This is a genomic window from Clostridium estertheticum (assembly GCF_011065935.2).
Lineage (GTDB): Bacteria > Bacillota > Clostridia > Clostridiales > Clostridiaceae > Clostridium_AD > Clostridium_AD estertheticum_A.
In genome coordinates this window covers 4,484,799-4,497,492 of sequence record NZ_JAAMNH020000001.1, presented here as the reverse complement: position 1 = coordinate 4,497,492, position 12,694 = coordinate 4,484,799, and the positions used below count along the sequence as shown (strand labels likewise).

Sequence of the window (12,694 nt, the reverse complement as noted above, 5' to 3'; positions counted from 1 at the left end):
GGTTATGCCCTGGGGGGCTGAATGGCTTTATGCAACATTATTGTTTTTGTCTCCAATAATATTAATTAGATCTTCATAATTTATAGTTTCTTTTTGGATTAATAAATCTGTCACAGCCTCTAATGATTCTTTTCCATCCATTAGGATAGCCTTAACCTCTTCATATAATTCTGAGATTAAATTTTTACATTCTGAAAATGCCGCTTCTTGATTTGTAAAACCTGAGTCATTTAATTTGTCCATAGTAAGTAGTCCGAGGGACTCACCCATGCCGTATTCTGTTATCATTGTTGTTACAAGTTGAGTACTTCTTTGTAAATCATTATATGCACCAGTGGTTACGTGATCTCTGCCAAAAATAATTTCTTCAGCAGCTCTACCACCTAAGAGTACCATTATTTTTTTCTTTAAGTGTTCCTTGTTCATATACAGTTTATCTTCAGGAATACTTAAAGTATAACCGCCTGCACCCTTGGTAGTTGGAATAATAGTTACTTTAGATACTTTATCCTTTGGTAGCATTTTTAGTGAAATCAAAGCATGTCCTGCTTCGTGGAAGGCAGTAATTTTTCTATCCTGATCTTTAATATAACCCCTGTCAACTTTTTCATACCCAGCAAGCATTATTGAATAAGCTTTATCCAAATGTTCATTTTCAATAAATTGAGAATTGTCCTTGCAAGCAATAATAGCTGCTTCATTAGCTAAGTTCTCAAGCTTTGCACCTGAAAAAGATGTAGTTTTATGTGCCCATTCACTATAATCTATATCCTTAATAGGTTTATTATTAAGGTGAAGTTTTAAAATTTTCTCTCTAGCAGATACATCAGGTAAGGTAACTTCAATATGTCTATCAAAACGGCCAGGTCTTAGAAGTGCCGGGTCTAGCATATCAAGCCTGTTAGTTGCTGCAATTATAACTATACCTTCTGTTTCATTAAAACCAGACATTTCTGTGAGTAGAGCATTAAGGGTCTGATCTTTTTCGTCAGAACCGCCACCAGTTCCATTATCTCTTTTCTTACCAATAGCATCAATCTCATCAATAAATATAACTGCGCGGCCATGACTTCTTGCTTTCTTAAATAAGCTTCTAATCCTACCGGCACCTACCCCTACATATATCTGAACGAAATCAGAACCGGATACTGCATAAAAAGGTACATTTGCTTCTCCAGCCACAGCTTTTGCAAGTAAGGTTTTACCTGTTCCTGGATCTCCATATAAGATTATTCCCTTTGGCATTCTAGCTCCATAAGCTGAGTATTTCTTAGGATTTTTAAGGAAATCTACCACATCCTGTACACTATCTTTAGCTTCTTCGTTGCCTGCTACATTTTCAAAGTTAAAACCTATATCCTCTACTGCGGTCACATCAAGATTTGTAGCTGAGAACATGCTTTTCGATTTTATCTTTGAGGATTTAAAGGCCATAATTCCAAGCACTATAAGTGATATAACAAAACCTGCAATTGAGGCCACTTCAGCAGGATTTGTTAGAGTTTGCTCTGAAACATTTATACCACTTTTTAATAAATTTTCTTTGAAATTATTTGTTCTTGGATTATCAGTTTGATAAATAGTGCCATCTTTGAGTTTAACTTGAATTTTCGGAGAAGTAGTTACATATACAGTAGAGATATTATTTGCGGTGGTATCTTTAAGAAAATCCACATATAATTTATCTTTAGATATTTTAAAGGTATTACTCACAAAAATGAGAAATACTAACGAAAAAATTGCAGTGATAACAGGAAGTAAAATATACTTGTTTTTAATTTTATTCATAAGCTCGAAGCGAGAAAACTACTATATCTTTAATATAGTCGAGACATCGCCTCATTCACCATCCTTTCGCATATCATATCTTTTATTTTTTTTACGGTTTTAAAGGTTGTACTATTATATTTGTTATTGTTTATAGTTTATTAATTTTATAAACTATACCAAAAATACATTGAAGTAATATAGTCTGTACTAAAAATCTATTTAAGCGATACGGACTATAATGGCTATTATAATATCTTTATAGAGACTTGTCCAACGATACTCATAGAATTTGGAAATGTAAATAATGTAAAAAATGCAATTGATAAATTCATGATTTGTTGTATAATTTATTTATGATAGATTTAGGATAAGGAGAATGGATAATATGGGAAAGAAAGTTTATGCAATAAAAGAAGGCTTTAATTCTAGTACTAATGAAAAAATAGAAAATAGAATAGTTAACACTTGGGCAGAGTGCTTAAAATATGTAAAAGGCGTAAAAGGCGCTAAATATAAGAGTTTTGAGGACATAAACGAAGCTGAAAAGTTTTTATGCGATGCAGGGAATTCATTGAAAAAAGCAGATAACACTTATCCAAAAGATTGTCTTCATGTTTATGTTGATGGAAGCTATAATTCTTCAACGCAGGAGTATTCTTATGGAATGGTGGCTGCTTTGAAAGATGTAGTTGTACATATAGAGAGTGGGGCTGGGAAAAGTGAATCAGCAAAAAACATAAGGCAAATAGCAGGGGAACTCGAAGGAGCAATAAAAGGGGCTCAGTATGCCCTGTCCATAGGTGAAAAAAAGGTAGTAATATTCCATGATTATGTAGGGATTTGCTACCATGCTACAGGGTTTTGGGAACGGAAAGAGGAATCCTCAAAGGAATATTACAAGGAAATGCAACAACTTATGAGTAATGGACTAGAAGTTATATTTGTAAAGGTAGATAGTCATACAGGAGATTTATTTAATGAGCTTGTGGATGAAAAATGCAAAGAAAAATTAGGAATAAATTCAGATAAGACTGTAGAAAAATGGTTGACAAAAAATATTATAAATGTAGCAAGTGAGCAGGTAAAGGAAGAGATCGTGAAAATAGCTCCCAAGGGAGAAAAAAATATAATTGTTATTAATTCTAATTTTAGTGAAAAAAATAATACAGAAATTAAAGATTATGGGTATGATGAGATTGCTTGTGAATATAAAATAAATCCACAAGTAGCCAAAGGCTTAATAAATAATTTAACGGGCACAGAAAAGATGGATTTTATTATTTTTTTATTAGAAGGTAATAAATAGACTAATTATTTTAAAAATGCACATGCTATAAAGAATAAATAAAGAAAGGATGTGTTACTTATGGGTGGTAAATTTATATCAACAATTACAACAGGTGCTATAATTGGAGCAGTTGCAAGTGCAATGTTAGTTCCTAACATGGATAGAGGCACAAAAAGAAGAGTTAGAAAAACCGGTAAAATGGTAAAAAACATGGCAGAAGATATGTACGATAGCGTAAAGGATTATATATTATAAACATCACTAAAAAGGCTCCAAACCATACTTAAAAATCTGTGGTTTGGAGTTTTTAATTTTATTACTGAAAATTCTAAATTTTTTTCAAATATTTTGCAGTTTAAACGGAAACTATGTTATAATTGAATTAAAATTGTCTAAGGTTGTTTTAAGTAATAATAGTATATATTACCATACAGTAAAGGAAGAGTGATTATGGAAATATTGTCTTTAGGTGAAAAGATAAAGCGGAAAAGAAAAGAACTCAATATGACATTAAAAGACCTTGCAGGAGATAGAATAACTCCAGGACAAATTAGTCTTGTCGAGTCTAGCAAATCTAATCCTAGTATGGATTTATTAGAATATTTAGCGAATACTTTGAATACAACAGTGGAATATCTAATGGAGTCAGAAGAAACTCAAGCTGAAAAAATATGTTTGTATTATGAAAATATTGCTGAAGCGCTTATTCTAAATAAGGATTTAGTACAGGCTGAGCAAAATATTGAAAAATCATTATATTATTCTGAAAAATACAAATTGGAATATCGAAAAGCAAGAAATTTATCCTTAAGAGGAGATATATACATGGCTAGGGAAGAGATTGCGTCTGCACAACAAGTTTTTCTTTCCTCAAATGTTATCTTTATTAAAAACAACTCTTATGAAGAAATAATTAAGACTTTTCTTAAACTCGGAAAAATAACACTTGAACTTAAGGGTTACCAATCAGCTTCAAGCTATTTTCAACAAGCAGAAAAAGTTTTTGTAGACAATGAAATGGGAAACGATTTTTTACTCGGTGAAATATATTACTACATTGGTTACACTTATTTTAAATTAGAAAACGTGGAGAATGCTATAAAATATTCTTATTTAGCTCAAGAAAAGTTTAAGCAAATCGATAGTAAAAAAGAATATGCTAATTCACTCTTATTACTCTCAAATGAATATAATGAAAAAGGCGATATTAAAAATGCTATAAAGTATTCAAAAATTACTTTAAAAGTATTTTATGAAATTGATAATTTAAACTATATTGCTGAAATCGAGAACAATTTAGGCAGGTTATTTTATGAATTTGAAAACATGGAACAATCCTTTATACACTTAAATAAAGCCAAGGAAATCAGACAAAAAAGTAATGACTCAAAGTTAATAGATACCTTAGTAAATATATGCGAAAATTATATTAAGCTTAAGGCTGTAGGTAAAGCGAAAGATGCGTTGCAGCAAATTTTTGAATTTATAGAAGATGGTAATCATAGTGCATTATGCCAATATTATTTATTAAAATATAGAATAGATTTATTAGAAGGCAATATGAATGAAGCAGAAAATACACTATTACTAGCGCTAAATTTTGTAAAGCAGCAAGAGCAGGTAAAAGAAGCGGCTGAGATATCAATAATGCTTGGAAAGTTCTATATTGATGGTGGCCGAGATAAGGATGCAGCTAAATATCTGAACGAAGGTGTGGAATTATTTAACAAATTAGGGATAATTAAATAATTTTAATGAAACTATTTTATGGCGAGTTCCATAGAATAGTTATTTAATCTGTAGATAGGTGATGAGAATGGAAATATTATCAACGGGAGAAAAGATAAAAAGGACTAGAATATATAAAGGGTATACCTTGAGAGAGATGTGCGATGACAAAATCTCAGTATCTAAAATGAGTTGCATAGAAAACAACAAAGTTATGGCAGAACCTTGGATACTAGAATTGATTAGCAAAAAATTGGACATAGATATTGCATATTTAAATGAAAATGTATTCGAACAAGTAGAGGAAAATATTAAAGTATTGAGAGAGCAGGTCAAAAATGACCACGACTCTATGAAAGATGGGTTTGAATCTAAAGCTTGTTACAATTTAGAATTTGCACATAAGTATAATTACTATGAATTGGCTATTGAACTAATACACATGTTGTTTAATTTTTACTTGGATAAAAGGGACTTTGAGAAGACTCAATCAATAACTTCAGAGTATTATGATTTATATTTAAAAACAACTATAGACGATAATCAGTTGACCTATTATATAGACATGGCAAGACATTTATATATAAAGGAAGAATATCTTCAAGCATCTAGCTACTATAGTAGTGTTAAGCGAAGGCTAAGGGATAGTGAGATTCTTAATTATAAAAAATTAATTATAGTCACTTATAATGAAGCGGCTTGTAATATAATGCTTAAAAATTATGAGCAGGCGTATGAAGTAGGAATAACACTTTTAGACCTGGTACAGTATGTTGATACGGATTTTAAAGCTGCTGAGATATATCATATGCTTGCTATGCTATCTATAAGAATGAAAAATGGCAAGTTTGAGGAATATGAAAAAAAATCCTATGAGTTATATAAAGATAAAGCGTCTAGTAAGGCAAAAGCTATTTACAATTATGGTTCCACCATGTTTGACTGTAATATGAAAGATAGAGGGATTGAATATATAAATAAGGGACTTAGCTGCTATCCTAGGGATAATATGATAGGACTAGTTAGCTTTATGCTTGATTGTGTTAATGAACTTATTGAAAACGATGTACTGGAGCTGGCGAAGACTATTTCTGATGAAGTTTTAAATTATGCAATTAATTTGGATGATATTAAATTCATCGAAAAAAGCTATTATTACAAAGCTATTATTCTTGATAGACAGGAGCAGTCATCTAGTGCAGAAATGTATATGAATTTATCTTTAGATTCCCTATTAAAATTTGGTGGGAAACAAGATATATATACTCGATATTTAGAAATGGGAAGTATGTACCATAAACTTGGTTCAGTAGCAGAATCTATAAAGTATTTTAGTTTAGCTATACAATTAGAAAAAAAGATGTAGATTTGGGATTTACCTAAACCTACATCTCTTTTTTTTATTTATTTGAGATTTTTCTATTTATTTGAAGTTTCTCTGTTTATTATAAATTCTTTAGCTTTAATTTCTAAACTATCGTCAAGGGTTGTTAGGGCTATCTCACTATACTTGTTGTTTAATGCTAATGTAAGTATCCTGTCTGCAAGTTCAGGATTTTTAGATAAAAGAGAGCCATGGAAATAAGTACAATAGGTGTTTTTATATACGCAGCCCTCATAACCATCTTCTCCGTTGTTACCATAGCCAACTAGAACCCTGCCAAGTGGGTTTAAGTCATTAATATAAGTTCTTCCAGAATGATTTTCGAAACCTACATAAGTTTCATCAAAAGCTTCATTGTGAATAACAGTGTTTCCTATGAAACGTTTATCTCCGCCTTCGGTGTAAATATCTAAAATACCAAGACCCTCAAGCTTTTCGCCATCGGGGGTAGTATAATATTTCCCAAGCAATTGATATCCTCCACAAATAGCTAAAAATACTTTTCCACTTTGGATATAGTCATCAATGGCAGATTTTTTAAATTCTATTAAGTTAGGAGAAACAATGGCTTGCTCATAATCTTGTCCTCCACCAAAAAATACAATATCATAATCCTCTGCAGTAAAAATATCATCCATGGATATATTAACAATATTTACTTTTATATCTCGCTTTTCCGCCCTGTGTTTTAATATTAAAATATTTCCTACATCCCCATATACATTTAATAGGTCTGGATATAAATGACAAATGTTGATTTCCATATTATTCACCTTCTATTTGAATTTTTAAATCTTTAAACTTTTTATCCTTAAATTTCTAAACTTCAATATACTACCAAATTTTATCTATGTGGCCTTTAGCGTGTAAAAATTTTCTAAGGTCTATCATGGCAGTATAGGTAGCTAGTATATAAACTATTTCGCCATCACAAGCTTTAATTTGATGTAGTAAGGCTTCTTCGTCTTTACATAAGAGGAAGGATTCTGCTGGAAAGCCTGCTACTTTAAGTCTTATTGCCATATCGTACAATCGTATTCCAGATATCATTATTTTATTAATATTAAGTGAAGTTAAACGTTCGAAATTTACGTCCCAAATCCAAGAGACATCTTTACCATCTGCATAATTATCATTTAACAGAAGAGATAAGTTTATTTTTCTTTTGTCCAGGTTAATAGTGTTTACAGCTTCATCATAACCTGCAGGATTCTTAACTAATATTATTTTAACCTCTTTGCCTTCAATATTTAAGGTCTCTTGTCTACCAAAGCTACTAGCTACAGTTTTAAGAGCATGTTCTATAATATCTTCCTTTATGCCTAGCGCCTTAGTTACGGAATAAGCACATAGGGCATTATAAATATTATAAGTACCTGGCTGGTTTATGTAATACTCTTTATTATTTATATGGACAGTAGAACCACTGGTAGTTAAATCAACAATTTTATCTACGGAATATGCAAGTGCTGGGCGCTTATATCCACATTTGCTGCAATGGAAATCGCCTAGATGGTTATAGGTAATAAAGTTATATTCATAAGGTGCTTTACAAATCGTGCAAAACTTAGCATCTGCATTTATATCTACAATTTTGTTTTCATTAACCTTTGTACCAAAACCATAGTATAACATAGGGTTTTTAAGGTTTAAGTTTCCAAGTAGGGATTCATCTCCATTAAGTATAAGAGTGGAGGTAGGAGTTTTTTCTACGCCCTCCAGTATCTTCCTAAGAGTTGTATATACCTCACCATATCTGTCCAACTGATCTCTAAATAGATTAGTAATAGTAATAATAGTGGGTGATATATAATCAGTTACAAACTTAACGTTGGCTTCATCTACTTCTATAACAGCAATTTTCTTCTGTGTAGATTTTTTGAAAGAATAATTAGAAATAAAACAAGCAACTATTCCTGTATACATATTTGCACCAGTATTATTAGTAATTACTGGTTTACCACTATCTTTTATAATGCTATAAATCATGCTTGTGGTGGTTGTTTTTCCATTTGTACCGGTTACGAGAATAACCTCATAATTATTAGCTATGGTTTTCAAAATATCAGGGTCAAGCTTTAAGGCAATTTTGCCCGGGAAATTTGTGCCACCTTTAAATAAAACCACAGATAATTTCATAATAAATTTTGAAGCGAGTATACTGAGCAATGACTGAATTTTAATTTCCAACACATCCTTTAATTGTACTTATTAACTTGCGTATTATTTATTTGTAATTATTAAATTAACTATTATTCTATTGGTTATTATTGACATTTATATAGAAAAATTCATCACTTATTTTAAAACCTGAATTTGGGGATTGCTTATTTAAGTTAGTTAGTAAATTTACCTTAGCCGCGCCTTGAAGTGGCGTTGGGCAATAGTCATTTTTATATTCAACTGAGGATATACTACAAGGGATAACACGTACACCAATAGAGGTTAAATTATTATTGGTGAACTTTAAATTACTCTGAAAAATAAAGGTGTTCTTATCCGTTGGATTAGAGTTACCACCAAAGCAGAAATTTCCTAAACTATATGCAATAATCCTATCCTTATATTGTTCAATGCCTTGAATTACATGGGGGTGGTGTCCAAGGATTATGTCTGCACCGTTATCGATAGCAAAGTGCGCCAGCTGTTTTTGTGCATCTATTGGATAATATTGGTTTTCATTTCCCCAGTGAAAGTTTATAACTACAACTGAGTTAGTCTTTTTTAATTCAAGAATATCACCCTTTAATTTATTAAGAAAGCTTTGGTCTGTGGACCAACCCCTATAGCCTAAAAATCCAAAGGACTGCCCTTTTATTTTTGTTATCCATTTGGCGTTCTCTCCAAAGTATTTTACTTTTTCTTTTGTAAGGGCAAGCTTTGTGTCTTGAAATCCTTTTTCTTTATAATCATAAATATGGTTATTAGAAAGATTAACACCTTCAATAGAGCCTAAAGTTAAGGTTTTAGCAAAATCACTAGTGGCTTTGAAGTTAAACTGTTTTTCCTCTTTGTCATTTGAGTCTGTAAAGGTTGTTTCTAAATTAGCAATGGTAACATCGTCGCGGCTAAAAATACTATATACATTTTTAAAATAATAGGAAAAATCCTTGTTAGAATTCGTTACCATAGCAGGAAGACTAGTAGCATAATTAAATTTACTATCAGTTCCTATAGTGCAGTCTCCTACAGCGGAGAGGAGCACTTCAGTATTTTTCACCACACTAGGTTTATCTACAGGGGTAGAACCCACAGGTTTATTATCATTTTTGGAAGTAGCTTTACCTGTAGGCTGCTTTTTTTCTTCATTAGAACTAGCATGGCTTGCATTAAACTTCTTCAAAGAAAAAGAAATAGTTTTAATGGTAACTAAAGTTAAAATCACAGAAATAAATAGTAGTAAAGATATATTCCTTATTGCCTTTTTTTTATTTAATTTTCTCTTATGTGATCTTTTCAAAAAAACACCCCCATTTTTGTAAGTGTACACTCTTGCACAATAAATATTTCTATATTTAAGTCAATACAATTTTATAACATTGTAGGCTAAATGTCTAACCTATTAATGTGATGTTGAACAAATACTCTAGCTTTTTACCTATGTATTTGTTAGAATATGACTATAGTGCATATTGTAAGGATTAGTTAATTGATTTATACATAAAATTAACAATTTTCTAAAGCCTGCAAATTTAAAAGAGGTGGAGTTATGGTGAAATTAGATAAACTAAAGTCCATTTTAAATAGCAGTAAATTAAAAGAGGTAGGAGGTAAAAAAATATCGCTTTATTTAATTGTTTTGTGTGTTACAATTATGAGCGTTACCTTTATAACTATAACACAAAAAACGCCAGATTTAAGTAAATTAGCTTCTGAGGCTGAAAAACATTTTTACAATCAGGAATATGATTTAGCTATTGAAAAATATAGTGATCTTGCAAAGAAGGATTCACTTTCACCAAAATGGAATATTAAAATAGCTGAAGTTTATTCCGTTAAAAATGATTTAGTGAACTCATTAAAATATATGGATATTTCAAAGAAGTATAAACAAATAGATGGTGAGAGTTATAACTTTATGGTATTAACGGAATTTATAAATGGTAAGTATGAGCAAGCACTTAAAGATGGGGAGATTGCATTAAAAAAATACCCTAAAGACAAAGGTTTAATAAAAACTATGTTTACCGTTTATATGGGAAATAATAAGGTTGATAGCGCAAATGAACTTATGATAAGCTATCCAGTGGATATAAAATCTTCCTATGACACTGCAGAATATGCTAGAATGTTAATGCTAGTGGGTAAATGGGAAGAGGGATATAGTGTATTAAAGAATGCATGGGAATTAAATAAGGATGAATACAAGATATATGATGTACTAGCCCAGGTAGCGTTATATAATAAGGATTCTCTATTGCAAAATATAACTGCGCTTTCAAAAAAGTATCCGAATGATCTATCCTATAAAATGTGGTTAGCTAAGATATATTCGCTAGGTGCGGACACTGTAGGTGAGGCAAATAAATTAATTGATGAACTCTCTAGTAAAAATGTAGGCAATATGCAAATTGAATTAATAAAAGCTAATGTTTACAAAAACATGAATGAACTAGAAAAGTCTGATAAATTAATTCAAAATTTAATTTTGCAGCATCCAAATGATTACAGAGCCTATCATAGCGCAGGCTGGTATTATCTTTATAAGAAAGATTATAAAAAGGCTAAAGAATATTGCAATAAATCTATTCAGCTTAACAAAGAATACCCAGATAATTATGGATTTTTAATGCCGGAAATATTGAAAGAGGAGTCCGCCAAATTAGCAGCAGAGCCTTATTTTAGAACAGCTCTAACTAAAGAGCCTTATAATTATAATATAATGCTTAATTTAGCAAACTATTATTGGTACAAGGCTAATAATAGTGGAAAAGCCCTAGAATATTTTAATTTAGCATCACTTATAAAACCACAGGATGCAGAGATAAAATATAATATGGCACTAATTAAACTTGATGATAAAAAAACGGATGATGCAATAAAAATCTTAAAGATATGTATCAAATTAAATGAACTAATGCCTAAGTATCATAGAACCTTAGCAACCATATACATGACTGAAAATAAACCAGTAGAAGCTAAAGTGGAAATTGATAGTGCATATCATGTGGATGAAGAAGATATTTTGACTTTAAATAATGCTGGCTGTTATTATATAACTTATAAGCAGGATTTAGAAAGGGGCTTTTACAATATAAGTAAAGCCTATCAGGGTTTGAATGACTCTTATGATGACTACACTAAAAAAGTCATTGTGGAGAATTATGATAAGGCGCAGAAATTAAAAGAAAGCTATACCAAGGGAAAAGCTAATCAAGAATTAAAAATCCCTGAGTTTGTACTATTTTATTAAATAACCGAAAGGTGTGTTATTTTGAAAAAAGGATATATCTATTCAATTCTTTCTGCTATATTATTTGGTAGCGCAGGGCTATTTGTAAAACTAGCTTTTGTGGGGGGAATTGATTCTATAAGTTTATTAACACTTCAATATATAATAGCAGTGCCATTAATGTTCATACTTATGTATATTTTCGACAAAAAGTCATTTTTTATAACAAAGGTGCAACTATTAAGATTGGCTGTGCTTGGTGTCGTTGGTAATACATTTATGACTGTGTTTTATTATACATCTTTCAAGTATTTACCAATGCAAATGGTGGCTATATTATTGTACACTTACCCTTTAATGGTATTTGTATATTCAACTGTCTTCAAAAAGAATTCTCTAAGCTATAAAAAGCTATTTGCGGTGGTTTTAGCATTTTTAGGCTGTGTTTTAACTTTAGATATACTATTTGGAAATTTTAAATATTCTCTTAGGGGGGTAGTATTTGCCTTAATATGTGCAATGTTTTATGCCTTTATGAATATTTATAGTGAAGAAAAATTGCAAGGCCTTGAACCACTTGCTATTAATGCCTATTCTACTTTTTTTTCATTAATATCCCTTATGATATACAAGTTTCCGATATTTGTTTTTAAGGGTGATGTAAGTTTAAGTTTACTTGGTTATACCACAATACTTGCAATATTTTGCGAAATTATCCCTTTAACATTATTATATGCGGCCATAAAGCATATAGGTTCGTTAAAGGTATCTATAATAGGAAATTTGGAAATACCTACTGCAATGCTTGTATCATTTTTTATATTACATGAGCAAATTGGGTATATGCAAATAATTGGGACTGGACTCGTAGTATATGCGATATATAGCATAAGAAAATAATTTTTGCTGCAGGATAAAATTAGATATTAGCATCTTTGGTGAAGTATATATTAAATCAAATCAATTTGATTTAATATATACTTTTTTTATTGCGTGATTTTTAAAAACTAATATTCTTCATTTTGACAAATATTAAACAATGTTATTAATTAAAAAAATTATGTGGGAACAACAAAATAGAAGAGTGTGTCATGGTGTTTTATATTCATATATTTGGATGAAATCACTTATA

General features: G+C 30.6%; 10 protein-coding genes. 6 read left to right on the top strand and 4 right to left on the bottom strand.

Translation table 11 applies throughout. The annotated features are described in order from the left end of the window. Positions 1 to 27: 27 nt before the first annotated feature. A complete protein-coding gene (locus G9F72_RS21425; RefSeq protein ID WP_164958286.1) occupies positions 28 to 1,788 on the bottom strand; it encodes an ATP-dependent metallopeptidase FtsH/Yme1/Tma family protein in 1,761 nt (586 codons plus the stop codon). 367 nt (positions 1,789 to 2,155) lie between these two features. Between G9F72_RS21425 and G9F72_RS21420 the strand changes: the two genes are divergently transcribed. The 4 genes from G9F72_RS21420 to G9F72_RS21405 all read left to right on the top strand — a co-directional run bounded on the left by G9F72_RS21420 (position 2,156) and on the right by G9F72_RS21405 (position 6,152). After that, positions 2,156 to 3,076 carry a viroplasmin family protein gene (locus tag G9F72_RS21420; RefSeq protein WP_164958287.1) on the top strand — a complete coding sequence of 307 codons (921 nt, stop codon included), beginning with the start codon at positions 2,156 to 2,158 and terminating at the stop codon, positions 3,074 to 3,076. Positions 3,077 to 3,136: 60 nt separating this feature from the next. Beyond that, positions 3,137 to 3,313 carry a YtxH domain-containing protein gene (locus G9F72_RS21415; RefSeq protein WP_164958288.1) on the top strand — a complete coding sequence of 59 codons (177 nt, stop codon included), beginning with the start codon at positions 3,137 to 3,139 and terminating at the stop codon, positions 3,311 to 3,313. 195 nt (positions 3,314 to 3,508) lie between these two features. Next, positions 3,509 to 4,807, top strand: a complete 1,299-nt coding sequence (locus G9F72_RS21410) for a helix-turn-helix domain-containing protein (protein ID WP_164958289.1) — start codon at positions 3,509 to 3,511, stop codon at positions 4,805 to 4,807. Positions 4,808 to 4,874: 67 nt separating this feature from the next. Next, positions 4,875 to 6,152 (top strand): helix-turn-helix domain-containing protein, encoded by a 1,278-nt coding sequence (locus tag G9F72_RS21405; protein ID WP_164958290.1) that lies wholly within the window; start codon positions 4,875 to 4,877, stop codon positions 6,150 to 6,152. 53 nt (positions 6,153 to 6,205) lie between these two features. On the opposite strand, the gene G9F72_RS21400 is transcribed toward G9F72_RS21405, so the two are convergent. From G9F72_RS21400 to G9F72_RS21390, 3 genes are all read right to left on the bottom strand, one after another. Continuing rightward, positions 6,206 to 6,934 carry a type 1 glutamine amidotransferase gene (locus tag G9F72_RS21400; protein WP_164958291.1) on the bottom strand — a complete coding sequence of 243 codons (729 nt, stop codon included), beginning with the start codon at positions 6,932 to 6,934 and terminating at the stop codon, positions 6,206 to 6,208. Positions 6,935 to 7,004: 70 nt separating this feature from the next. After that, positions 7,005 to 8,363: a MurT ligase domain-containing protein gene (locus G9F72_RS21395; protein WP_164958292.1), complete on the bottom strand. Its 1,359-nt coding sequence runs from the start codon at positions 8,361 to 8,363 to the stop codon at positions 7,005 to 7,007. Between the two features lie 64 nt (positions 8,364 to 8,427). Then, a complete protein-coding gene (locus tag G9F72_RS21390) occupies positions 8,428 to 9,630 on the bottom strand; it encodes a CapA family protein (RefSeq protein ID WP_164958293.1) in 1,203 nt (400 codons plus the stop codon). A 249-nt stretch (positions 9,631 to 9,879) separates the two neighbouring features. Here G9F72_RS21390 and G9F72_RS21385 point away from each other — a divergent pair, with 249 nt between their 5' ends. Next, entirely contained in the window at positions 9,880 to 11,583 is a 1,704-nt protein-coding gene (locus tag G9F72_RS21385; RefSeq protein WP_164958294.1) for a tetratricopeptide repeat protein, read from the top strand. A 21-nt stretch (positions 11,584 to 11,604) separates the two neighbouring features. Next, entirely contained in the window at positions 11,605 to 12,462 is an 858-nt protein-coding gene (locus tag G9F72_RS21380; RefSeq protein WP_224676208.1) for a DMT family transporter, read from the top strand. Positions 12,463 to 12,694 lie beyond the last annotated feature (232 nt).